General features: G+C 59.9%; 19 protein-coding genes and 1 tRNA gene. 7 read left to right on the forward strand and 13 right to left on the reverse strand.

Features of this window, described 5'->3' with window-relative positions; genetic code table 11:
• From amrB to rd, 3 genes are all read left to right on the forward strand, one after another.
• Positions 1 to 855, forward strand: coding sequence for an AmmeMemoRadiSam system protein B (gene amrB / locus FGF66_RS01830; RefSeq protein ID WP_139456002.1), 855 nt, complete (start codon positions 1 to 3; stop codon positions 853 to 855).
• A gap of 30 nt (positions 856 to 885) precedes the next feature.
• Positions 886 to 2,214 carry a Glu/Leu/Phe/Val family dehydrogenase gene (locus FGF66_RS01835; protein ID WP_246046497.1) on the forward strand — a complete coding sequence of 443 codons (1,329 nt, stop codon included), beginning with the start codon at positions 886 to 888 and terminating at the stop codon, positions 2,212 to 2,214.
• A gap of 140 nt (positions 2,215 to 2,354) precedes the next feature.
• Positions 2,355 to 2,516: a rubredoxin gene (gene rd / locus FGF66_RS01840; RefSeq protein WP_010933679.1), complete on the forward strand. Its 162-nt coding sequence runs from the start codon at positions 2,355 to 2,357 to the stop codon at positions 2,514 to 2,516.
• Between the two features lie 37 nt (positions 2,517 to 2,553).
• Here the strand turns inward: rd and mtgA are convergent, their stop codons facing one another.
• Positions 2,554 to 3,426, reverse strand: coding sequence for a monofunctional biosynthetic peptidoglycan transglycosylase (gene mtgA / locus FGF66_RS01845; protein ID WP_139456003.1), 873 nt, complete (start codon positions 3,424 to 3,426; stop codon positions 2,554 to 2,556).
• 184 nt (positions 3,427 to 3,610) lie between these two features.
• On the opposite strand from mtgA, the gene FGF66_RS01850 reads away from it, so the two are divergent.
• A complete protein-coding gene (locus FGF66_RS01850) occupies positions 3,611 to 4,057 on the forward strand; it encodes a cytochrome c (RefSeq protein ID WP_170181157.1) in 447 nt (148 codons plus the stop codon).
• A gap of 94 nt (positions 4,058 to 4,151) precedes the next feature.
• On the opposite strand, the gene FGF66_RS01855 is transcribed toward FGF66_RS01850, so the two are convergent.
• The 6 genes from FGF66_RS01855 to atpA form a co-directional block, all read right to left on the reverse strand.
• Positions 4,152 to 4,224 (reverse strand) — tRNA-Arg (locus FGF66_RS01855).
• 130 nt (positions 4,225 to 4,354) lie between these two features.
• Complete coding sequence (gene mutL / locus FGF66_RS01860) at positions 4,355 to 6,229, reverse strand: DNA mismatch repair endonuclease MutL (protein ID WP_139456005.1); 1,875 nt, start codon at positions 6,227 to 6,229, stop codon at positions 4,355 to 4,357.
• A 115-nt stretch (positions 6,230 to 6,344) separates the two neighbouring features.
• Positions 6,345 to 7,616 carry a competence/damage-inducible protein A gene (locus FGF66_RS01865; protein ID WP_139456006.1) on the reverse strand — a complete coding sequence of 424 codons (1,272 nt, stop codon included), beginning with the start codon at positions 7,614 to 7,616 and terminating at the stop codon, positions 6,345 to 6,347.
• Positions 7,617 to 7,625: 9 nt separating this feature from the next.
• Positions 7,626 to 10,082: a bifunctional aspartate kinase/homoserine dehydrogenase I gene (gene thrA, locus FGF66_RS01870; RefSeq protein ID WP_139456007.1), complete on the reverse strand. Its 2,457-nt coding sequence runs from the start codon at positions 10,080 to 10,082 to the stop codon at positions 7,626 to 7,628.
• A 319-nt stretch (positions 10,083 to 10,401) separates the two neighbouring features.
• Positions 10,402 to 11,280, reverse strand: a complete 879-nt coding sequence (locus FGF66_RS01875; protein ID WP_139456008.1) for a F0F1 ATP synthase subunit gamma — start codon at positions 11,278 to 11,280, stop codon at positions 10,402 to 10,404.
• A gap of 88 nt (positions 11,281 to 11,368) precedes the next feature.
• Positions 11,369 to 12,949 carry a F0F1 ATP synthase subunit alpha gene (gene atpA, locus FGF66_RS01880; protein WP_139456009.1) on the reverse strand — a complete coding sequence of 527 codons (1,581 nt, stop codon included), beginning with the start codon at positions 12,947 to 12,949 and terminating at the stop codon, positions 11,369 to 11,371.
• A 211-nt stretch (positions 12,950 to 13,160) separates the two neighbouring features.
• Here atpA and FGF66_RS01885 point away from each other — a divergent pair, with 211 nt between their 5' ends.
• Genes FGF66_RS01885 through FGF66_RS01895 form a run of 3 tightly spaced genes read left to right on the forward strand, consistent with a single transcriptional unit; the run spans position 13,161 to position 16,184 of the window.
• A complete protein-coding gene (locus FGF66_RS01885) occupies positions 13,161 to 14,135 on the forward strand; it encodes a homoserine kinase (protein ID WP_139456010.1) in 975 nt (324 codons plus the stop codon).
• Between the two features lie 13 nt (positions 14,136 to 14,148).
• Positions 14,149 to 15,474 (forward strand): threonine synthase, encoded by a 1,326-nt coding sequence (gene thrC / locus FGF66_RS01890; RefSeq protein WP_139456011.1) that lies wholly within the window; start codon positions 14,149 to 14,151, stop codon positions 15,472 to 15,474.
• Between the two features lie 11 nt (positions 15,475 to 15,485).
• The gene (locus tag FGF66_RS01895) at positions 15,486 to 16,184 is read left to right on the forward strand and encodes a lysophospholipid acyltransferase family protein (RefSeq protein ID WP_139456012.1); all 699 of its coding nucleotides are present in this window, start codon (positions 15,486 to 15,488) and stop codon (positions 16,182 to 16,184) included.
• A 181-nt stretch (positions 16,185 to 16,365) separates the two neighbouring features.
• Here FGF66_RS01895 and ribH read toward each other — a convergent pair whose 3' ends face one another.
• From ribH to FGF66_RS01925, 6 genes are all read right to left on the reverse strand, one after another.
• Positions 16,366 to 16,833 carry a 6,7-dimethyl-8-ribityllumazine synthase gene (gene ribH, locus FGF66_RS01900; RefSeq protein WP_139456013.1) on the reverse strand — a complete coding sequence of 156 codons (468 nt, stop codon included), beginning with the start codon at positions 16,831 to 16,833 and terminating at the stop codon, positions 16,366 to 16,368.
• Positions 16,834 to 16,968: 135 nt separating this feature from the next.
• Positions 16,969 to 17,598: a D-sedoheptulose 7-phosphate isomerase gene (gene gmhA / locus FGF66_RS01905; RefSeq protein ID WP_139456014.1), complete on the reverse strand. Its 630-nt coding sequence runs from the start codon at positions 17,596 to 17,598 to the stop codon at positions 16,969 to 16,971.
• 141 nt (positions 17,599 to 17,739) lie between these two features.
• The gene (hemE, locus tag FGF66_RS01910) at positions 17,740 to 18,795 is read right to left on the reverse strand and encodes a uroporphyrinogen decarboxylase (protein ID WP_139456015.1); all 1,056 of its coding nucleotides are present in this window, start codon (positions 18,793 to 18,795) and stop codon (positions 17,740 to 17,742) included.
• 144 nt (positions 18,796 to 18,939) lie between these two features.
• Complete coding sequence (locus tag FGF66_RS01915; protein WP_139456016.1) at positions 18,940 to 19,791, reverse strand: CoB--CoM heterodisulfide reductase iron-sulfur subunit B family protein; 852 nt, start codon at positions 19,789 to 19,791, stop codon at positions 18,940 to 18,942.
• A gap of 4 nt (positions 19,792 to 19,795) precedes the next feature.
• Complete coding sequence (locus tag FGF66_RS01920; RefSeq protein WP_139456017.1) at positions 19,796 to 20,833, reverse strand: succinate dehydrogenase/fumarate reductase iron-sulfur subunit; 1,038 nt, start codon at positions 20,831 to 20,833, stop codon at positions 19,796 to 19,798.
• Positions 20,834 to 20,848: 15 nt separating this feature from the next.
• Entirely contained in the window at positions 20,849 to 22,552 is a 1,704-nt protein-coding gene (locus FGF66_RS01925; RefSeq protein ID WP_139456018.1) for an FAD-dependent oxidoreductase, read from the reverse strand.
• Positions 22,553 to 22,659: the final 107 nt, after the last annotated feature.

The raw sequence follows: 22,659 nt of genomic DNA on the forward strand, positions 1-22,659 counted from the left end.
ATGCCAGCGAACGTCAGAAATCCAGCCGTTGCCGGGGCCTTCTATCCAGGCGATCCCGCAGAGATCGAAGCGATGCTCGCCAGGCTCTTCGACCGAAAAAGCCCGTCGCCGAATCATCCCGCGCCGAAGGCGCTCATCGCGCCCCATGCGGGCTGGAGCTACAGCGGAGCCGTTGCCGCCGCCGCGTTCCAAACCGTCGAAGGCCGCGCGTTCCACACGGTCGTGCTCCTCGGCAACGCCCACGCCGCGCGCTTCGACGGCATCGCCCTTGACCCGCACGACGCATGGCGCACTCCCTTGGGCTACGTGCCGCTCGATGCCGCCATGCGATTCCGGCTGACCGCGCTCGATCCCCGGCTGTTCCGTCAGTCCGGCGAGGCGCACCGACGCGACCATGTGCTCGAAGTGCAGCTCCCCTTTCTCCAATACATCCTGCAACCCGGCTTCAACATTCTGCCGCTGCTCTTCGGGCAAAATCCGGCGGGCGGTTACCGCCAATGCACCGACGACCTGCTTTCGGTCATGAGCGACGCCGACCTGCTCATCGCCAGCAGCGACCTGTCGCACTATCCGTCGTCCGCCGATGCCGAATCTCTCGACCGCGCGACGCTGCAACTCATGGCGGCGCTTGATATTGCTGGACTGGAGCGCCACGAATCGGCGGTGATACAATGCAGAGTTCCCGGACTCGAAACCGCGTTCTGCGGACCGGACGCCGTCAAAACCGTGCTTGAGATTGGACGGCGAAAAGGGTGGCGAGGCGAGGTGCTCGCCTGCCGCAACAGCGGTGACGCCGAGGGAGGTGACCGGTCGTCCGTCGTCAGCTATGGCGCGCTCGTTTTTCGTGAATCCTGAAGTTTTATCAACCCCTCGCCCCCTCCCGTCATGCAGTCATCGAACGATCACCCTCAACCGTCCGAGCCGGCAGCCGAACCCTTCGTGCTTGACGCCTGCTCGACAGCCGGATCGGCCAAAGCCAATCCCTTCGACACCGCCCGCCGACAGCTCGATGCCGCCGCCGAGATCATCGGCCTCGACGCCGAGGTGCTCGAACTCTTGCGCTGGCCGATGCGCGAGATGCACGTCACCATTCCGGTCAAAATGGACGACGGCTCGGTGCGCGCCTTTCACGGCTTCCGGGTGCAGTACAATGACGCGCGCGGCCCGAACAAGGGCGGCATCCGCTTCCACCCCGACGAGACCATCGACACGGTGCGGGCGCTGGCCGCATGGATGACCTGGAAAACCGCCGTGCTCGACATCCCGCTCGGCGGCGCGAAAGGGGGCGTAATCTGCAATCCGAAAGCCATGTCGCCCGGCGAACTCGAACGGCTGTCGCGCAGCTACATCCGGCAAGCGGGTCGCCTGCTCGGTCTCACGAAGGATGTGCCCGCGCCGGACGTTTACACCAACCCGCAGATCATGGCCTGGATGGCCGACGAATATTCGTTCATGCAGGGCCACAACGATTTCGGCGTCATCACCGGCAAGCCGCTGGCGCTCGGAGGATCGGCGGGACGCGGCGACGCCACCGCGCGGGGCGGCATCATCTGCATCCGCGAAGCCGCCAGGATGCTCGGCATCGACCTCCTCGGAAAACCCGCCGCCATCAACGGTTACGGCAACGCCGGAGCTTTCGCTCACAAGCTCGCCGTCGAGCTGCTCGGCATGAAAGTGGTGGCTGTCTCCGACTCGAAAGGTGGCATCATCAACCCGGATGGCCTCGAACATACCGCCCTCACGGAATACAAAAAGCGAACCGGATCGGTCGCCGGATTTCCCGGATCGACGCCGATAACTGACGCCGAACTGCTCGAACTCGACGTGACCGTGCTCATTCCGGCAGCTCTCGAAGACGAGATTTCGTGCCGCAACGCGCGGAACATCCGGGCCAGGATCGTCGCCGAGCTGGCCAACGGCCCGACCGCTCCCGAAGCGGACAAGGTGCTCCAGGAGCGCGGCATCTACCTCATTGCCGACCTGCTCTGCAACGCCGGTGGCGTCACCGTCTCCTACTTCGAAATGGTGCAAAACGCCAGCGGATGGTACTGGGAGGAGGAAGCCGTGCATCGCCAGCTCGAAAAAAAGATGACCGCCGCGATCAGAACCGTGCACCAGACGGCTGGGCAATACGGCGTCGATAACCGCACGGCGGCAATGATCGTGGCCATTCGCCGGGTAGCGGAGGCAATGAAGCTGCGCGGCTGGGTGTGATGGACTGGCAGAATTATGAGAACTTTTTCATCCCGGCGATAATTTACAAAGGTGAGCGCTTGGGGAAACGAAGAATCCTGCTGCGCTCATCCGTGTCAGTTTTTTCAACAACACTTACAGAAGAAAGGAGAGATAGACTTATGCAGAAATGGGTATGCGTGCCTTGCGGCTATGAATACGATCCGGCAGACGGCGATCCGGAAAACGGCATCGAGCCGGGAACGGCTTTCGAAGATCTTCCGGAAGACTGGGTCTGCCCCGTCTGCGGCGTGGACAAGTCATTTTTCGAACCGGTTTCCTGATCTCGTACCGTTCTTTAACTCCAGCCCGGCAAGCTCTTCAGTTGCCGGGCTGAGTGCTTTCGGACGTTTCTTCAGGCGCCGGCTCCGGGGATGAATCGTGCTGGAGGCTGTCCGGAAGCGACGCCTCCTGGATCAGATTTTCCGGAACGCCGACCACGACTGAATCCGGCGGCTGCACGACCGGCGTATCGGGAGCAGCCATCACCTCGCGGTAGTCCGGCACTACCAGACCCCTCCTCAGCATAATGGCGTAAATGTGCTTTGCTCGCACTTTCACAAAACGCGACGAGCCGGTTGGCTTGTACAGAACCGGATTCGGAAGCGCCGCGGCGAGCCGGGCCGACTGGCTGGCCGTCAGTCGTGAGGCGCTGACGCCGTAATAGTGCCGGGCCGCAGCGTCGATGCCGAAAATTCCATCCCCCCACTCGGCCACGTTGACGTACAGCTCGAGAATCCTGCGTTTTGAGAGCGTCTGTTCGATCCGCCAGGTCAGAATCGCCTCCTTCATCTTTCTCAGCGGATTTTTCGACGGCGAAAGGAACAGGTTCTTGGCAAGCTGCTGGCTGATGGTGCTGGCGCCGAATTTGAATTCACCCGCCTCGATATTCTTTTCAATCGCCCCTTCGATGGCCTTGAAATCGAACCCCTCATGATGCCAGAAGTTGTTATCCTCCGAGATAAGTACCGCCTTGATCAGGGATGGCGACACCCTCCGCAGCGGCGTCCAGCGCTGTTTGATGGTTTTTTCGCGCCCCTCGTTGCGCCACTCGGCCTCGCGATACTCCATAAAAGCGGTTTTTCCGGGATTGGTGTGGGCCAGCCTGGAAACATCAGGGATAAAAAAATATCTGCCCACATCGACAGCCAGCAAAAGCAGAATGAACAGAACAGTGTTTCTGAGCAATTTCATGAAGGTATCTACGGTTCTGGTTGATAAGTTGTTTGTTCCTTGAACATACGGTTTTATGGGCGCGGAAAAAACGGCTGTCGCTTTGAGAGGGTTTCGCCGCCGGTTTTTCCTTTTTTTAACTAACTTTAAACGGGTTGACGGATAACCGTTGACCACAGTTGAAACCCATGATTATGTACGAGCCATGAAACACTCAAGCAAAACGTTCAGCGTTGCCCTTGCCATCGGCATTGGCGTACTCGCAACAGAAACCCTTCCGGCAAATGCTTCGGCAGCAGTGGACGGCAAGGCCGTCTTCGACAAAAATTGCAGCGTCTGCCACTCGGTCTCCCCGCCGCCCAAATCCGCCCCGCCCATTCTGCCCATCTCCGCCCGTTACCACCAGCGCTTCTCATCACGCGCCGAAGGCATCAAATACATGGCTGACTTCATAAAGTCACCCTCCAAAGAGAAGGTGCTTGCCGACCAGCAGGCGATCACCCGTTTCGGCCTGATGCCGCCGATACCGCTCAGCCCCGCTGAGCTGAACGCCGTGGCCGCGTGGGTTTGGGATCAGTACACCGGCGGAAGCTGGGGGCCAGGCAGGGGACAGGGTCGAGGCGCAGGACAGGGCGACTGCTACCAGCAGTAGACTTTGCCGTCAAAATTCGACCATAAAAAAAGCAGCAGGGGTGAACCTTGCTGCTTTTTTCCCGTCTGAACGGCCTCGTATGAGTGGTGAGGAGTACCCTTGGGCAGACTCGAACTGCCGACCAACAGTTTAGGAAACTGCTGCTCTATCCACTGAGCTACAAGGGTATGATTGTTCTGGCCGAAAATGTACGAACTTATTTTTCAGGAAACAAGCTACACGGAAACAGCAACACTCTTTCTTCCCCTCTTCTGTCCACAACGTCCACCAAGTCCACCAAGTCCATTTCTTCTCCCCCTACGTTCTGCCGAACATGCGGTCGAGTTCGCCGAGCGAGAGGCGGATGATCACCGGTCGTCCGTGCGGGCAGACGTAGGGCATCCGCGTGGCGAAGAGGCGGTCGATGAGCATCCGCATCTCATCGACGCCGAGCTTCTGGCCGGTCATAATGGCGTTGCGGCAGGAGTACGATTTGGCGAGGTTGTCGCGTTTTTCGAGCCTCAGCTTTGCCGCGTTCTCCTGATACTCGGCGATCATGTCCTGCAAAATCGTCGCCTCCGCGCCGTCGCGCACGTCGGGCGGCACCCCCTCGATCATGACGCTCAGGCCGCCGAACGGACGGATGTTGAAGCCGAGCCGGTACAGCTCGTCGCTGACCTGTTCGTACACCTCGTACTGCCAGGGCTTGAGGTCGATCTTCTGCGGAAAAAGCAACTGCTGCGAGTTCGGCGCGGCCTCGTTCATCACCTCGATGGCGCGTTCGTAGAGTACCCGCTCGTGGGCCACGTGCTGGTCGATAATCATCAGCCCCGTCTTGATCTGGCAGATGATGTACTTGTTGTGTAACTGCCAGATTTTCGGCTCCTTGTCCGGCGCGACCGGATTCTGCTCTCCGGCGATCTCCGGCTGATCGAGCGACGGAGTCAGCAGCGACTCCTGCACCATCGAAGCCGGGCTGATTTCAGCGGCTGGCCGCGACTCCCGCGAAGAGTCGAAAAGCGGAGGCGCGCCGGATGCCTCCGGGCTGAAGGCCCCCTGCTGGTAGTTTCTGAACAGATCGCCCGTCGTCGAAGCTTTTCCCGAAAAAGAGGAAAACGAGAGTCTCCTCGCAGAGGCCTCCGGAAAACCGGCCTGGCTTGAAGCGTCTTGCGCGGACGGCAGCGCGACCGACGCTTCGGGCGAAAAATCAGCCGTCTGCACGGCGCGTTTGACCACCGGATAGACCATGCTCCGGATGCTTTTTTCGTCCTCGAACCGCACTTCGAGCTTGGCCGGATGAACGTTCACATCCACCAGCGAGGGGTCGAGGCCGAGGAACAGGAGCGCGAATGGCGACTGCCGCTCTTCGAGCAGATTGCCGTAGGCCTGCTGCACAACCTGGGCGAGCATCCGGTTCTGGATGAGGCGGCGGTTGATGAAAAAGTACTGGTCATACTTCTGGCGCGCCATCATTCCCGGCTTGCCGAGGTAGCCGCCGATGGAGAGATAGTCGTTCTCCTCGGTCACTTCGATCAGGCTCTCGCCGAACCCCTCGCCATAAAAGTGGCTCAGCCGCTCGCGCACATCAGGCGTACGGAAATGGAACAGCTCCTCGTCGTCGTTGACCATGCGCCACTCGATTTCGGGGTATGAGAGGACAAACGCCTTGACCGTCTCGTGGATGTGTTTGAACTCGGTGGCGTTGGATTTGAGGAACTTGCGCCGGGCGGGCACGTTGAAGAAAAGGTTCCTGACCGAAATGGAGGTGCCGGTTTCGCACTGCGCGGGCTGCGGAGTTTCGACGACGCCGCCTTCGCTCCTGAGCAGCGTGCCGAGCGGAGCGCCCTCCCTGCGGCTCTTCAGCTCGAAATGCGACACCGAGGAGATGCTCGCCAGCGCCTCGCCCCGGAAGCCGAGCGTCCGGAGAGCGTCGAGGTCGTCAACGCCCGTGATCTTGCTGGTAGCGAAGCGCTCCACGCTGAGCAGAACGTCGTCGCTCTCCATGCCGCAGCCGTTGTCGATGATACGGACGAGCTGCCGCCCGGCATCCTTGATGATAACGGTAATGCGGCTCGCGCCGGAGTCGATGGCGTTCTCGATCAGCTCCTTGACCGCCGAGGCGGGGCGCTGCACCACCTCGCCAGCGGAGATCTTGTTGGCGACAATATCGGGAAGTCTTGCAATGGAAGCCATAAAATGAACACGCGGTTTTCAGTGGATCCTCTCTCATCCGGGGTAATCCCGTTCACATGGATCGTCCAGCCAAGTTACACATTCCTGAAGCGGTTGAAAGCATCGCTGAAAAATATCAGGATTCCATCTCTTTCAGCCGCACGAGCAGCCCTCGAAGCGCCGCCTCGCTGAAGCGAATCTTGTTCTGGCGACGGTCGCCGTACATGGCGAGGCGCGTCGCCTCGACCCGCGCCGAGCCGTCGGGCAGCTTCGAGGCGACGCCGACGCAGACTGTGCCGACCGGCTTTTCGGGCGTTCCGCCGCCCGGCCCGGCGATGCCGGTGGTGGCGACCGCGATGTCCGCGCCGCTGTTGAGCAGGCAGCCGCGAGCCATCGCTTCGGCGACCGGTTCGCTCACCGCGCCGTGCCGCTCGATGATCGCCGGATCGACGCCGAGCAACCGGACTTTCGCCTGGTTGCTGTAGGTGACCAAACCTTCGAGAAAACAGCCCGACGAACCGGGCACGTCGGTCAAACGGCTCCCCACCAGCCCGCCGGTGCACGACTCGGCGACAGCGACGGTCAGCCCCTTTTCGAGCAGTGTTCGCACGACCACCTCTTCGAGCGTCGCCTCCGAGGTGGCATAGACGAACTGGCCCGCTTTCGCCGCGATGGCCTCGACCACGCGGCGGTTCTCCGCATCGACCTGTTCGCGACAAGCTCCCGACGTGCTCACCATGAGGCTGACTCCGGCGGCGTGGGGCAAGTAGGAGAGGGTCGTGCCGGAGGGCAGCGCCTCCTCGACCTCGGCGATCATCTCCGCCAGCAGCGTTTCGCCGATGCCCATCGTCATGACGGGAGTGTGGCGGATGAAGGCCCCGGAGAGCGGCGCGAAGAAGGGCGTGACCGTCAGCCGCATCATCGCCTCCATCTCGGCGGGCACGCCGGGCATCAGCACGAGGTGGCGACCGGCGAACTGCGGGGCGCACTCGATAATCATGCCGGGCGCCGTGCCCTTCGTGTTGGGTATCGCCGCCGAGCCTTCGATAACCATCGCCTGATCTTTCATCGTCTCGGTCACGGGACGGCGACGACGGCGGAAGTAGTCGGCGATCCGCTCGAACGACGGCTGGTCGAGCACGAGGCCGCGGCCGAACAGCTCGCGAACTGCGTCGCGAGTCCGGTCGTCGCTGGTCGGGCCGAGGCCGCCGGTCACGAGCACCGCGTCGGCCTCCGCGAGCGCTGAAACGACCGTGTCGCGAATCGCCTGCGGATCGTCCGAACAGGCGACGATGCGACTGACGGCAATGCCGATGTCGCCCAGTTCGCGAGCGATAAAGGGCGCGTTGGTGTTGACCCTGTGCCCCTTGAGCAGCTCGTCGCCGATGGAGATGATGATCGCTTTCATGTCAGCGCCTCAAACCAGATAGCTCGCAATGCGAAGAATGTCGGCAAAGACGCCGCCTGCCGTCACCTCGCCGCCCGCTCCCGGCCCCTTGACCACGAGCGGCGTTTTGAGGTAGCGCCCGGTGGTGAAGACCACGAGATTCTCCGTGCCGTTCAGCCCGGCCACCGGGCTTTCGAGCGGTACGCGCTTCAAGCCCACCTTCGCCTTGCCATCCCGAAGCTCGCCGGTGTAGGCGATGGTCATCCCCTCGCTCGCCGCGCTCGCCATCTCGGCGACGTACCACTCGTCGATGGAGGAGAGACCGTCGAGGAATCCGGCGGGCGTCATCTCGCCGCGCAGCGCTTCGGGCACGAGGCTCTGGCACTCGACGTCGGCATATTCGAGCTGGTAGCCAAGCTCCCTGCCGAGAATGAGCAGCTTGCGGGCGAAATCGGCCCCGGAGAGGTCGTCGCGCGGATCGGGTTCGGTGTAACCGGCCTCCTTGGCCTTGCGGACGATTTCGCTGAAACGTCCGCCCTTGCGCAGTTCGTTGAAGATGAAGCTCAAGGTTCCCGACAGCACCCCCTCGATGCAGACGATCTTGTCGCCGCTGTTCTTGAGGTCGTTGAGCGTGTTGATGACCGGCAGGCCCGCGCCGACGTTGGTTTCGTAGAGGAACTTCGCGTTGCTGGAGCGCAGCGCCTCCATGATCTCGGCGTACAGCTCCCACGCCCCCGCCATGCCGAGCTTGTTGGCCGTGGCGACGGAGATATTCGCGCGGAGCAGTTCGGGATAGCTCTCGGCCACATGCTTGCTCGCCGTGCAGTCAACCACGATGGTGTTGTGCAAGTTCTGCTCCTGAATCAGGCGGATGTAGTGGCCGATCCCTTCGTGCGACTCGCGCGGCTTCAGCGAATCGTGCCAGTGTTCGAGGTCGATGCCTGCGGGATCGATGCACATCGAGCGGGTGTTGGCCAGCCCGGCGACCACCACGTCGAGAGCCATCTCCTTCTGCAAAGTGGCGCGATGCTGCCGGATCTGGCTGATGAGACTTTTGGCGATGGTGCCGGTGCCCGCGATGAAAACATGCACCTTGCGCATCGAGAGGAAGAAGGACTCGTGGATGCAATTGAGCGCCTTGTCTTCGTCCGCGCTGTCGATGACCAGCGAAATGTTCATCTCGTTGGCCCCTTGCGCCACGGCGATCACGTTGACGCCGTTCTTGCCGAGCGTCTCGAAGAGCTGCGCCGACACGCCGGGGTGGCCCGACATCTTGTTGCCCACCACGGCCACCATCGCCAGGCTGCGGCGGATACTGACCGGATCGATCCGGCGCTCCTCGATTTCGCGGGCGAACTCCTCTTCGAGCACCTTTTTGGCCATCGATGCCTGTCCGGGCGCGATGGCCAGGCTGATCGACTGTTCAGACGAGGCCTGCGAAATGAAGATGATGTTGATGGCGTGGTGCGCCAGGCAGGTGAACAGGCGCGACGCCGTGCCCGGTACGCCCGCCATGCCGCTGCCGGAGAGACTGAGCAGCACGACGTGATTGATCGAGGTCAGGCCGGTCACCGTGCCGGGAAGCCCCTCGGCGCTCGCCGCCTCGTGGCCGATTCGTGTGCCGGGAGCGCCGGGGTTGAAAGAGTTCTTGATGCGCAACGCAATGCCCGCCTTCATGACCGGCTGCACGGCGAGAGGATGCAGCACCTTCGCGCCAGCGTGAGAGAGTTCCATCGCCTCGGCATAACTGATCTCCGGGATGACCCGTGCGTCGGGTACGCGCTTGGGATCGGCGCTGTAGAAGCCATCGACATCAGTCCATATCCACACCTCTTCGGCATGGAGCGCCGCGCCGAGGATGGTCGCCGTGAAGTCGGAACCGCCGCGCCCGAGGTTGGTCACGCTGCCATCCGGCGCGGAGGCGATGAAGCCGGTGACGACTGGAAGCGGATCGAGACTCCGGAATCGTTCGTGAATCAGCTTGCCGGTCGCCAGGCGATCGACCTTGGCAAAGCAATGGTTGTCGTCGGTGACGATCAGTTGGCGAGCATCGACGCACTCGGAGGGAGTGCCCGAAACGTGCAGGTAGCGGCTCACGATGCGGCACGAGAGCCGCTCGCCGTAGCTCAGCACGAGAGCGAGGCTCTTGCCGGACAGCTCCCGAAGGAGGAATACGCCGTGCAGCACGTCGTTCAACTCGGCCATCAGGTCGGCGAGCCATGGCTCCTCCGCCGCCGCCGCGTCGCCAAACAGCTCGCGGATGATCCCGCCATGCAGCGACGCGATGGCGTCGAGCTTTTCGCGATACGCCGCATCGCCTTTGCCCGCCAGCGCCGCAGCCTCGGCAAGAAGGTCGGTCACTTTGCCAATCGCCGAAACCACGACGATAAGCGCCGAGCGCTCCAGCTCCTTGCTGATGATACCGGCCACATTGCCGATTTTTGCCGCCGAAGCAATCGATGAACCCCCGAACTTGAATACCCTCATGCTGAACAATGGTGCGTTACCGTAATGAAATGACTCTCTAATTTCTCACGACCGGGTGAATAATACAAACCAGGAAAGAACTCTTTTTGTGAGTTTGGTGTAAACCGGGAAGTCGAGGGTTCAACGAAGCTCTCAGAATTGGAACTTCTGTGACTTTTGGGACCTCTGGGACAAACACCTATTTTGTTCGTGCATTCTTCCCAACAGTCCCACAAGTCCCATCCGTCCCATTCTCCCCGCTCTCGCCTGCCCCCCCCCAAAACAAAGAAAGCGCCCGTTTCGAGGCGCTTTCTTGAAAACAGCTTTGCTACCGCAATTATCACTGCTTCAGGGCGTCGGCGCCGGCGACGATTTCGCTCAGCTCCTTGGTGATAGCCGCCTGGCGAGCGCGGTTGTAGCTGATGTTGAGCAAACGGATCAGCTCCTTGGCATTCTCCGTGGCCGAATCCATCGCGCCCATGCGGGCAGCCTGCTCGGCGGCGTTGGACTCCAGCATCACACGCCACATCTGGGTGTGCAGGTGCTTGGGCACAAGCTCGTCGATGATGGCCGCTGGCGAAGGCTCGTACAGATACTCGCTGCTTGCGCCTTTCTCCGCGCTCTGCTCGGGAGCGATCGGCAGAAGCTGCTCTGTTCTGAGATTCGGCGAAAGCACCGACTTGAACTCGTTATAGACGAGCACCACGCGATCCACCTCGCCGCTCAGATACATCTTCGAAGCGGTATCGGCAATCTCCCTGGCCGAGTCGAAGCTGAGATTCTGAAACACGGCGGGATAAGCCGCAGTCAGATTGTATCCTCTCTTGCGGAAAAACTCGGTGCCTTTGGTGCCCGCGCAGATCATGGTGACGTCGCCCTTGGCGTGAAGCGCCGCATAATCCTCGTGAATGACCCTCTGGGCCATCTTGATGATATTGGCATTGAAACCGCCGCACAAACCTCTGTCTGAAGTGACCAGAATGACCAGCACTTTTTTCACCTCTTCGCGGGGCGAGAGCAGGGGGTTGAGCGAGGTATCGACCTTGGTCGAAAGGGATGCGAGCATCTCTTTCAGCTTCCCGGCATACGGACGGGCCTGGATCGCCCGATCCTGCGCTCTCCTCAGCTTGGCGGCTGCAACCATCTTCATGGCCTTGGTCACCTGCTGCGTGGATTTGATACCCTTGAGGCGTATGCGTATGTCCTTTAAAGTTGGCATGTATTCCGAAACATTGTTGGTATTGCCGATAATCTTGCGGACGCCCCTGAATAACACAGGAGCGTCCGGCTCACTCTTGCATCCGCCGTCAGGCTTTGATCTTCTCTTTGAAAGCGGCGATATATTTTACAGCCACATCTTTGAGCTTCGAGGCCATGTCATTTTCGAGCGTTCCCTTCTCGGCGATGGAGGTGAGAATGTCGGGGTGTTTCTGATCGAGCATGGCGAGGAACTCCTCCTCGAAACGGCGAACATGCTTGAGATCAACCGAGTCGAGCAGCCCCTGGGTGCCGACAAAGATAATGGCGACCTGCCGCTCGACCGGCATCGGAATGTACTGGCCCTGCTTGAGGATTTCAACCAGGCGAGCGCCGCGATCGAGCTGGGCTTTGGTGGTCTTGTCGAGGTCGGAACCGAATTTCGAGAAGGCTTCGAGTTCGCGGAACTGCGCCAGGTCGAGACGGAGCGTACCGGCAACCTTTTTCATTGCCTTGATCTGGGCGGCGCCGCCGACGCGGGAGACCGAGATACCGACGTTGATAGCAGGGCGCTGACCGGCGTTGAAGAGGTTCGACTCAAGGAATATCTGACCATCGGTGATCGAGATCACGTTGGTCGGAATGTACGCCGACACGTCACCGGCCTGCGTCTCGATGACCGGAAGCGCCGTGAGGCTGCCGCCGCCCTTGACGAGAGGCTTCAGCGGTTCGGGCAGATCGTTCATCTTTCTGGCCACCTCGATGTCGTCGGTGATCTTCGCGGCGCGTTCGAGAAGACGGGAGTGCAGGTAGAACACATCGCCGGGGTAGGCTTCGCGTCCCGGCGGACGGCGGAGGAGCAGGGAGAGCTGGCGGTAGGCCACGGCCTGCTTGGAGAGATCGTCGTAAACGACCAGCGCGTGGCGACCGGTGTCACGGAAGAACTCGCCGATGGTCGCGCCGGCGAAAGGAGCGATGAACTGGAGCGGAGCCGGGTCGGAGGCGGTAGCCGAAATGACCGTGGTATATTCCATCGCACCGTACTTTTCGAGGGTATTCACAACCTGGGCGACCGTCGAACCTTTCAGGCCGATAGCCACGTAAATACACTGTACGCCCTTGCCCTTCTGGTTGATGATGGTGTCGAGCGCGACGGCGGTCTTGCCGGTCTGGCGATCGCCGATGATCAGCTCGCGCTGGCCGCGGCCGATCGGAATCATGGCGTCAATTGCTTTCAGGCCGGTCTGGAGCGGCTCGTGCACAGACTTACGGAAAATAACTCCGGGAGCGCGACGCTCGAGCGGCAGGCGCATATCGGTATTGATCGGCCCCTTGCCGTCGATCGGTTCGCCGAGCGGGTTGATAACCCTGCCAAGCATGGCCTCGCCAACCGGAATGGAAGCGAGAATCTTGGTTCTTTTGACCGTATCGCCTTCCTTGACCGAGTTTGACGTGCCAAACAGCACAGCACCAACGTTGTCTTCTTCGAGGTTCAAAGCCATTCCCATCACATTGTTGGGAAATTCGAGGAGTTCACCTGCGGCCACGCTGGACAATCCGTAAATACGGGCGATACCGTCACCGACCTGCAGAACGGTTCCTACATCATAGACATCCGCTTCCGACTCGAAGCCGGCGAGCTGCTTGCGGAGTATGGAAGACACCTCATCGGGTCTGACTGCTGTTGACATATGGAATTCGATATGTTATTGTTAAGAAAAGAAAAAGATTCTCCGTACCTTTTCACTGATTCCGGCTACGGCCCGTAACACTCCTGAAAATTGATTCAGAATTTAATGAAAAGCATTCAGTTATTCAAATGCCAGAACCAATTTGGATAATCGCCGTTTCCGGACTCCATCGACACCAGACCAAACCAGGAATTTTGCCCCGTATCACGCCATGAAAACCGTCACTGGATTTGCTTCAGCAACGGTTGGAAACGTTGCCTGCGGTTTCGACGTTCTCGGATTCGCCATCACCGAACCCGGAGACGAGGTCGTGCTGACGCTTCACGACGAGCACCGGAGTGACTGCCCCGTTTCGATCACCTCGATCATTGGTGATGGCGGAGCGCTGCCGCTCGATCCAAAAAAAAACACGTCAAGTTTCGTTGTCCTCAAGTTTCTCGAATATATCCGCACCACAAAGGGCATCGCTTTTGACGGCCATATCGACCTGTTGCTCAAAAAAAATCTGCCCCTCTCCAGCGGCATGGGTAGTAGCGCGGCCAGCGCGGCGGCGGCGCTCGTAGCGGCCAACGAGCTGCTCGGTTCGCCCTGCTCCAAAATGGAACTCGTGCACTTCGCCATTGAGGGCGAACGTGTCGCTTGCGGCTCGGCTCACGCCGACAACGCCGCTCCGGCAATGCTCGGCAACTTCATCCTGATCCGCAGCTATAGCCCGCTCGACCTGATCACCATCCGGCCACCGGCAAACCTCTTTTGCACACTCGTACATCCGCACACGGAGCTGAAGACCTCGTTCGCCCGTTCTGTGCTGCCCAAATCGATACCGCTTTCGACCGCCACTCAGCAGTGGGGCAACGTCGGCGCGCTGGTTGCTGGCCTGTTGATGGAGGATTACGACCTGATCGGACGGGCGCTGGTCGATGTGGTGGCCGAACCAAAACGCGCGCCGCTCATCCCCGGATTCACCGAGGTCAAGCGGGCAGCGCTCGACTCGGGTGCGCTCGGTTGCAGCATCGCCGGATCGGGGCCGTCGGTCTTCGCCTTCTCGGCTTCCCGGCAAGCCGCCGAAACGGTGGGCGCGGCCATGCAGGAGGCGTTCCTCTGCTCGAAGGCCGCGCTCGCTTCCGACATGTGGGTCTCGCCAATTTGCAGCCAGGGCGCGCGCATCCTCAGCACAACTCCTTGAAACGCATCTCGATATGATCTTCTACAGCACCACGAAAGCCTCCGCTCCCGTCACGATGAAAAAAGCCACCCTCGAAGGACTCGCTCCCGATGGTGGTCTCTATGTTCCCTCGGTCATGCCGCGATTCTCGCCCGAAGAGATCGAGCTGCTTCAAACGGGTTCGTTCAACAACATCGCCTTCGCTATCGCGAAAAAATTCGCCGGTGACGAAATTCCGCTCGACCGACTCTCGGAGCTGATCGACGAATGCTTCACCTTCGATACGCCACTGCACCAGCTCGATGCCGACACGTACGTCGAGGAGCTGTTTCACGGCCCGACGCTCGCCTTCAAGGATTACGGCGCACACTTCCTCGCCCGGATGACCGGCTACTTCGCCTCCGAGGAGAGCCGCCTCATCACAGTGCTCGTCGCCACCTCGGGCGACACCGGCAGCGCGGTGGCCTACGGCTTCCACGGCATCCCGAACACCCGCGTGGTGCTGCTCTACCCGTCGGGCAAGGTGAGCCGACTCCAGGAGCAACAGCTCACCACGGCGGGCGACAACGTTTTCGCGCTTGAAGTGAAGGGCGATTTCGACGACTGCCAGCGCCTCGTCAAGCAGGCATTCGTCGATCCAACGCTCCGGCAAAAGCTGACCTTGACCTCGGCAAACTCCATCAACATCTCGCGCCTCATTCCCCAGTCGTTCTACTACGCCTGGGCGGCCCTGCAATTACGCCAGCGCCAGCCGGACGCACTGCCGATCTTCTCGGTCCCGAGCGGCAACTACGGCAACCTGACCGCAGGCGTGATGGCGAAAATGATGGGCTTCCCGATTGACCACTTCATCGCCGCCTCGAACGCCAACGACAGCGTCACGCGCTATCTCGACGAGGGGCGTTACGAACCGAAGCCGACCGTCCGTACGCTGACCACGGCGATGGACGTAGGCAACCCGAGCAACTTCGCCCGGCTGCGCTACTTCTTCGACGACGATTTCCGGAAGATGGGCGAACAGATCACCGGCATCGCGGTGTCGGATGCGGACACCCTCGAAACAATCCGTTCGGTGCATGAAAAATACGGCTATGTCATGGATCCGCACACCGCCGTCGGCTACCGCGCACTCGACCAGTATCGCAAGGATCACGCCGACGCAGGCAAGCCGGGCGTCGTGCTTTCGACGGCTCACCCGGTCAAGTTCGACGAAGCAATCATGACCGCCACCGGCAAAGAGGTGCCGCTTCCGGAAGCGATGGAGGAGATCATGAACAAGCAGAAAAAAGCTACCCTGATCGGCAACCGGTACGAAGAGCTGGAACGCTTCCTGTCGGATCTCGACCGTCAAGCAATCTGAACGGCTGGCCCATGAATATCCAGACGCTGCTTTTCTTTCTGGTGATCATCCCGGTCATGTTCTTCGGGCTGCTCTATGCGCTCGTTCTGAACCTGTTCGACCCGACCGGCGATCGCTTTCACAAGGTTGCCGCCTGGTGGGGACGCTTTTCGGCCAGAGTGCTCGGCATAAGCGTCGAAGTGGAGGGCGAAGAAAATTACCGGCCCGGCGACACCTACCTGGTCGTGAGCAACCATGCTGGCATGGCGGACATTCCGCTGATTCTCGGCGCGATGAAGCTCAATCTCAGGTTCGTGGCCAAGGAGGAGCTGGGCAAAATACCGGTGTTCGGCCCAGCGCTGAAATCGGGAGGATATGTATTCATCAAGCGGGGACAGAACCGGGAGGCGCTGCAAAGCATGTTGCAGGCCGCTGAAACCCTGAAACAGGGGCGCTCTATCCACATCTTCCCCGAAGGCACCCGTTCCAAAACCGGAGAAATACTGCCCTTCAAGCGAGGCGCATTCATCATTGCGGAGAAAGCAAAAGTGCCGGTGCTGCCGGTCACCATTATCGGCAGCAACCGCATCACCCCGAAAAAGAGCCTGAAGATCAACCACGGCACGGTGCGCATGATCATCGGCAAACCGATAGAACCCGGCAAGGCCGAAGCACTGATGAAGAAGAGCTACAAAGTCATCAGCGAAAATCTGGAGAAAAGCGCCGCTTAATAGGAAGAATGGATATCATGAGACCTATGGGACTTATGGGAAAAGAAAGAATCGGGACGCAGTAATACCTTTTTTCCCCTTTTGTCCTTGTTTTCCCTGAAGTCCTTGCAGTCCTTTTCCTGAGAGTCAGGGCGGCCACAAGAGCCGCCCCTACAATAAATTGCAGGCAACCAGCCTCCCCTCAAAACTGCTTGTAGAGATTGGCCATTTCGATGGCGGTCATCGCGGCGTCGAAGCCTTTGTTGCCCGCCTTGGTGCCAGCTCTCTCGATAGCCTGCTCCAGATTTTCGGTGGTCAGTACGCCGAACGATACCGGAATACCCGCCTCCATGCCGACCTGCGCGATGCCTTTGGTGGCTTCGGCGGAGATCACGTCGAAGTGCGGCGTCGAGCCGCGGATGATCACGCCGAGCGTGACAATCGCATCGTACTTGCCCGACAGCACTGCTTTTTTCGTAACCGCCGGTAGCTCGAACGCGCCGGGGCAGCGGATGACGGTGATCGCTTCAGCCGATCCGCCGTGGCGCACGATGCAGTCGATTGCGCCTTCGACCAGCTTCTGGCCGATGAAATCGTTGAAACGTGAAACCACAATCCCGAACTTTAAGCCAGATGCGTTCAGTGAACCCTCTATGTTCTGTACCTGCATAGTGTTGGTTGGTTTAATTTTGGTGGACAAAGTGGACAGCGTGGACTTGGCGGACGGTGTGGACAACGTCACCACACACAATTTCAGTTCGACAGTCTCAATTCATAATTCAGCATTCATAATTCATAATTCTCATCAATCATAGCCTAACATTTTTTCGACAAGCTCCACGATGACGTGGCCTAAGGCGATGTGGCACTCCTGGACTCTGTCGGCGCTGCCGGTATGGGGAACCACCACGGCGAGGTCGGCATGTGGCTTGATTTCGCCGCCGTCGCCGCCAAGCAGGGCAAGCGTCTTCATGTCGCGCTGGCGGGCGAATCGGAGCGCCTTGAGCACGTTGGGGCTGTTGCCGCTGGTTGAAAGTCCGACAAGAATATCGCCGGGCCGACCGTACGCTTCGACAAGCCGCGCGAACACCTCGTCGAAGCCGAAGTCGTTCGCGCCAGCCGTCAAGGCCGAGGTATCGGCCGAGAGGGCGATGGCCGGCAGCGCGGGGCGGTTGACCGAGCTGCGGTACCGGATAGTGAGTTCGGCGGCCAGATGCTGCGCGTCGGCGGCGCTTCCACCGTTGCCGCACAACAGCACCTTGCCTCCGTTCCGAAACGTCTCGGCGATCATCGCCGCCATCGCCGCGATCACGTCGCTGTCGCGCCGGGCGACACTTTCCTTGAGGCGCGCGCTGTAGAGCATCCGTTCAAGGACCAGCTCTTCATAACGGCCAGAGCCGCCGCACCCCTCGGAACAGTTGCACTGCTGGGTCATTGCGTAACTGCTTTGTTGAAAATTTCCTGCAATATAAAAAAGATCGGTCGGATCGAACGGATCGGTCAGACCCGACCGATCAAAAAAAACTCCGCCGTGCAAGCGCAGGCGGAGTTTTGAAAGCGGGATCGAACAAGCGGCTCAGTGGTACTTTGCGCTCTCTTCCTTGACGAATTCGACGAGGCACTTCAGGTTGGCCGGATCGACGTCGGGCAGAATGCCGTGGCCGAGGTTGAAGACGTGGCCTGAGTGGTCGTTGTGCTGGCCGAACTGCTTGAGCACTTTTGCGGCTTCGGATTTGATCTTCTCCGGAGTTCCGTAGAGCACCGTCGGATCCATGTTGCCCTGAAGGCAGACGCGATCGCCGAGTTCCTTGCGAGCCTTGGCAATATCGATGTTCCAGCCGAGGCCAACAGCGTCAGCGCCGGTATCAGCGATGTCGGAGAGAATGGTGTTCATGTCCTTCGAGAAAACGATCACCGGAATTTCCGGGTATGCGGCCTTCACGGCGGCGACGTTCTGCTTGATGTAGGGCAATGCGAACTCGCGGTAGTCATCCTCGGAGAGCGCGCTTGCCCAGGAGTCGAAAATCTGGACGGCGTCCGCGCCAGCTTCGACCTGCTTGATGAGGTAGGCGCTGATGCAGGTGGTGATCTTCTGGAGCAACTGGTGAGCCATCTGCGGCTCGCGGTACATCATCTTTTTGGCCCAGGCGTAGTTCTTCGAACCGCCGCCCTCGACCGCATAGGTGAAGAGCGTCCATGCCGCGCCGGAGAAGCCGATGAGCGGCACGCGATCGTTGAGTTCCCTCTTGGTGAGGCGAATGGCGTCGAGCACGTAGCCGAGCTTTTCGTCCACGTCGGGATCGATCAGCTTGTCGATGTCGGCCTGCGAGCGGATCGGAGGAGTGAGCCTGATGCCCTTGGTCTCGATGATCTCGACATTCATGCCCATCGCTTCGTTGACGACGAGGATGTCGGAGAAGATGATTGCGGCGTCCACGCCCATCAGATCGACCGGCTGGATGGTGACTTCACAAGCCAGTTCAGGGGTTTTGCAGAGAGTCAGGAAGTCGGTTTTTTCCCTGACGGCGCGATATTCCGGGAGGTAACGGCCAGCCTGGCGCATGACCCAGATTGGAGTACGGGGGCACGACTGCCTTTTCAACGCCCTGATAAAAAGATCATTTTTGAGCATGGAGTGCAAGTGGTTATTGATGTTGGGAAAAGAGCTGTCCCGGAAATCTTGCGGACATTAAAATAATCAGGTGCAAAGGTACGCTTTTTCAGCCGGATTTTAAAACAGGCGGGCGCCTTTGCCGGGCACCCGCGATGAGTTCGATCAAACCGTCACAATGTGGCGTTTGATGCCGAGCTGACGTTCGGAGTAGCCGAGCGCCAGGCCCACCACTTCGGAGAGGTGATAGACCGGAATCGAGCCTTTGATGCCGTTGTGCTTGAGCGCTTTGGCCTGATAGCCGTCCAGCACGGTATGGCAGAGCGGACAGGGGGTGACGATGAAGTCCGCCTTCTCGTCCATCGCCTCCTTCAATGCCTCGGCGGCCACGTTCAGCGACTCCTCCTCGGCGACCAGCAGCGTGTGGAAACCACAGCAGCGATTCTTGTGCTCGTAGGGAATCGACCTGGCGCCAAGCGCGTCGAGCAGCATATCGAGGGAGGTCGGCTCGAGCGGATTGTCCTTGCCGAGCACGGTCGAGGGACGGAGAATATGGCAGCCGTAGAACGGCGCGATACGGAGCTTCGAGAGAGGGTTTTTCACCTTCTTGCGAATGACGTCGAGGCCAACGTCGTCGATGAGCACCCAGAGCAGATGCCGCACCTCCGAGGTGCCGCGATATTCGAGTCCCTCCTCCCGGAGAATCTCGTTGACCTCGGCCCGCAGGGCTGGCGACTCGTCGAGTTTTTTCTTGGCGGTTCTGATCGTCATCAGGCAGGTATTGCAAGAGACAATCAGATCGAGACCCTGCTTTTCGGCAAGAGCAATATTGCGCGCGTTGACCAGCGCGAACTGCTTTGGACTGACGTAGTCGAGATTGCTGCCGCCGCAGCAAACGCTTTCGTGCAACTTGACGAGCTCGATGCCAAGATCATGCTGCCAGAGATCGATCGAACGATCGACCTCTTTGGTCATCGCCTCGTTGATGCAGCTCTGATAATAGGCGTAACGCTTCATACTGCTATTCTCCGGATTTTTTTTCGTGATCCTTCGTTACATGGCTGGCCATCTCCTTCATCTCCTTGCGCAGGGACTGAATGCCCTTCGAGGCTTTGACCAGAGGCGGCGGAGGCGGGGTGCGGCGCTTGATTATCATCTTGACGGCCATCGGCAGCAGGTTTTTGAGCGTCCATGCCAGGCCGTTGGTCCTGATCGGCAGCGTGGCCTCGACCAGCCTGCCCTTCTTCTCGATGTCATCCATGAAAGCTTCGGCATGGCGCGCGCCGCTGGTGTCCTTGGTGCCGCGGCGTTCGATGGCGTCCTCGCGAATGCCGTGAATGGCGTCCATGATGGGAATGTTCTTGACACAGGTCTCCTGGCAGCGGTAGCAATGTGTGCAGTCCCACACGCCGTGATCCTGCACCAGACCCGCCAGACGCTGGTCGTGAATGCCATCGCGGCTGTCGGCGTTCATGCGGTACGAGCGGAGCAGCACCACGGGTGAAACATACTCCTTGTGCGCCCGCAGAATCGTGCACTCCGAAACGCACGAAGCGCACAAAATGCAGTCGGTCGCCTTGTCGTAGATCTGGAACTCCTCCTCGGAAACGAGAAACTCCTTTTTGCCCCACTGCTCTTCGGGCATTCTGGAATCCACCCAGTTGGAGTACTTCTTCATCTTGCCAACCACCGGATCCATCTCGACCACCAGATCCTTGATGTGCGGAAGGTTCCGGAGCGGTTCGATTTTGATGACGCCCGGCTCGCGGGCCTTGTCGAGTTCGTCCCAGACCTGGGTGGTGCAGGCGAGCTTCGACATGTTGTTGATCCTCATGGCGCAGGAGCCGCAGATGCCTGCCTGGCAGAACGCCCGGAAGGTCAGCGTCGAATCGACATGCTCTTTGATATAGTTGAGAGCCCTGAGCACGGTGATACCTTTTTCGAGCTTGATCGTGTAATCATCGAAATAGGGCTTGCTGTCAACCTGGGGATTGAACCGGTGAACCCTGAAGGTCACATCCCGGCTCTCCTCATGATGCTGTATCGTTGAATCGCTCATTGAAAATCCTTCGAATTAATAGGTTCGTTCCTGAAGCTCGTAGCGTCCCATCGTCACCGGCTTGTAGGTGAGCTTCGGGCGTCCTCCATCGTAGGTGTAAATGGTATGCTTATGCCACTTCTCGTCGTCGCGAGTCGGGAAATCGGTCCTGGTGTGCGAGCCGCGACTCTCCTCCCTGACAAGCGCGCCCTCGGCAACGGTTTCGGCCAGATCGAGCATGTTCTTCAGTTCGAGCACCTGGAGCAGGTTGGTGTTGTAAACGTCGCCGGTATCGAAAACCCTGACGTGCCCGAAGCGCTCCCTGAGGCTTTCGACATCGGCAATGCCCTGCTTGATCTTCGAGGCTTCGCGGAAGATGCCGACGTTCGCGCCGAGCGTGTGACCCAAATCTTCGCGCAACGTGCCGTAGCGCTCGTAATGGCCTCGCGGCTGCATGAAGCTGCGGAGTTCGTGCTCTTTTTCGTCCACTTCGGATGCAGGAATGGCGGAGGGATTGAATTGCGACGCCTCTTCGGCGGCAGCCCTTCCGGTGATGCGGCCAAAAACCAGAATGTCGAGCAGCGAGTTGCCGCCCAGGCGGTTGGCGCCGTGCACCGAAACGCAGCCGCACTCGCCGGCGGCATAGACCCCCTCGATGATGGTGCGTCCGAAATTGTCGGTATCGATGCCGCCCATCGAGTAGTGAGCCGTGGGCCTGACCGGCACGGGTTCATCGATCGGATCGACGCCCTCGAAGTACATGCACATCTCCCTGATCTGCGGAAGACGCGACTTGATGATATCGGCGCCGAGATGGCGAAGATCGAGATGCAGGTATTTGCCAGCCGGGCTGTCGAAGCCGCGACCTTCGAGAATTTCGGTTTCGAGCGAGCGGGAAACGAGGTCACGCGGGCCAAGCTCCATCTTTTCGGGAGCGTAGCGCTTCATGAAGCGCTCGCCCTCCGCGTTGACCAGATAGCCGCCCTCGCCGCGCGCACCCTCGGTGACGAGCAGGCCGCTCTTGCGCAGGCCGGTGGGGTGGAACTGCACGAACTCCATATCCTTGAGCGGAATGCCCGCGCGGTAAGCGATCGCCTGACCGTCGCCGGTGTTGCCCGCCGCGTTGCTGGAACGGTTCCAGTACATCTTGGCGTAGCCGCCGGTAGCGAAAATGACCGTCTTGGCCGGGAAGGCCTCGACCTTGCCGGTCTTGATGTTCATGGCGATCAGGCCGCGCGAACGGCTGCCATCCACGGAGAGCTCGAGCGCAAAATATTCGTTGAAGAAGAACACCCCCTTGCGCAGGCACTGTTCGTAGAGGGTCTGGAGAATGGTGTGACCCGTCTTGTCGGCGCAGTAGCAGCAGCGGGGACGGCCCGCTCCGCCGAAGGGACGCTGGGCGATGGTCTTGTCATCCATCCTCGACCACGGCGTACCCATGTTGTCGAGTTCGCGGATGATCTTGGGAGCTTCGGAGCAGAGCACCTCGACGGCATCCTGGTCGGCGAGGTAATCGCTGCCCTTGATGGTATCGAAAATGTGCATCTCGACCGTGTCGTCCTTGGCCTTGTTGGCCAGCGCCGCGTTGGCTCCGCCCTGCGCCGCCGAGGTGTGGGAGCGGTTCGGATAGATCTTTGAAAGCACGGCGATGTTCAGCCCCGGATTGGTCTTCATGGCCTCCATGGCCGCGTAAAGTCCGGCACCGCCACCACCGACGATGACGATATCAAATGGTTTCATAAACAGTCGGAAATCCTTGCGCAACTGCCGCGTGGCAGACGTGCTGGTTGGAAAAAGGGCTGGCCGCCTGCTGCGGCTCGCCCGTGCTTTCATGATGAAACGACCTC

The sequence above is a fragment of the Chlorobaculum thiosulfatiphilum genome, from assembly GCF_006265165.1.
Taxonomy (GTDB): domain Bacteria; phylum Bacteroidota; class Chlorobiia; order Chlorobiales; family Chlorobiaceae; genus Chlorobaculum; species Chlorobaculum thiosulfatiphilum.

Bases quoted from the DNA above. Each gene is read 5' to 3' on its own strand.
- amrB (WP_139456002.1), top strand. From the start codon at position 1: ATGCCAGCGAACGTCAGAAATCCAGCCGTTGCCGGGGCCTTCTATCCA.
- FGF66_RS01835 (WP_246046497.1), top strand. From the start codon at position 886: ATGCAGTCATCGAACGATCACCCTCAACCGTCCGAGCCGGCAGCCGAA.
- rd (WP_010933679.1), top strand. From the start codon at position 2,355: ATGCAGAAATGGGTATGCGTGCCTTGCGGCTATGAATACGATCCGGCA.
- mtgA (WP_139456003.1), bottom strand. From the start codon at position 3,426: ATGAAATTGCTCAGAAACACTGTTCTGTTCATTCTGCTTTTGCTGGCT.
- FGF66_RS01850 (WP_170181157.1), top strand. From the start codon at position 3,611: ATGAAACACTCAAGCAAAACGTTCAGCGTTGCCCTTGCCATCGGCATT.
- mutL (WP_139456005.1), bottom strand. From the start codon at position 6,229: ATGGCTTCCATTGCAAGACTTCCCGATATTGTCGCCAACAAGATCTCC.
- FGF66_RS01865 (WP_139456006.1), bottom strand. From the start codon at position 7,616: ATGAAAGCGATCATCATCTCCATCGGCGACGAGCTGCTCAAGGGGCAC.
- thrA (WP_139456007.1), bottom strand. From the start codon at position 10,082: ATGAGGGTATTCAAGTTCGGGGGTTCATCGATTGCTTCGGCGGCAAAA.
- FGF66_RS01875 (WP_139456008.1), bottom strand. From the start codon at position 11,280: ATGCCAACTTTAAAGGACATACGCATACGCCTCAAGGGTATCAAATCC.
- atpA (WP_139456009.1), bottom strand. From the start codon at position 12,949: ATGTCAACAGCAGTCAGACCCGATGAGGTGTCTTCCATACTCCGCAAG.
- FGF66_RS01885 (WP_139456010.1), top strand. From the start codon at position 13,161: ATGAAAACCGTCACTGGATTTGCTTCAGCAACGGTTGGAAACGTTGCC.
- thrC (WP_139456011.1), top strand. From the start codon at position 14,149: ATGATCTTCTACAGCACCACGAAAGCCTCCGCTCCCGTCACGATGAAA.
- FGF66_RS01895 (WP_139456012.1), top strand. From the start codon at position 15,486: ATGAATATCCAGACGCTGCTTTTCTTTCTGGTGATCATCCCGGTCATG.
- ribH (WP_139456013.1), bottom strand. From the start codon at position 16,833: ATGCAGGTACAGAACATAGAGGGTTCACTGAACGCATCTGGCTTAAAG.
- gmhA (WP_139456014.1), bottom strand. From the start codon at position 17,598: ATGACCCAGCAGTGCAACTGTTCCGAGGGGTGCGGCGGCTCTGGCCGT.
- hemE (WP_139456015.1), bottom strand. From the start codon at position 18,795: ATGCTCAAAAATGATCTTTTTATCAGGGCGTTGAAAAGGCAGTCGTGC.
- FGF66_RS01915 (WP_139456016.1), bottom strand. From the start codon at position 19,791: ATGAAGCGTTACGCCTATTATCAGAGCTGCATCAACGAGGCGATGACC.
- FGF66_RS01920 (WP_139456017.1), bottom strand. From the start codon at position 20,833: ATGAGCGATTCAACGATACAGCATCATGAGGAGAGCCGGGATGTGACC.
- FGF66_RS01925 (WP_139456018.1), bottom strand. From the start codon at position 22,552: ATGAAACCATTTGATATCGTCATCGTCGGTGGTGGCGGTGCCGGACTT.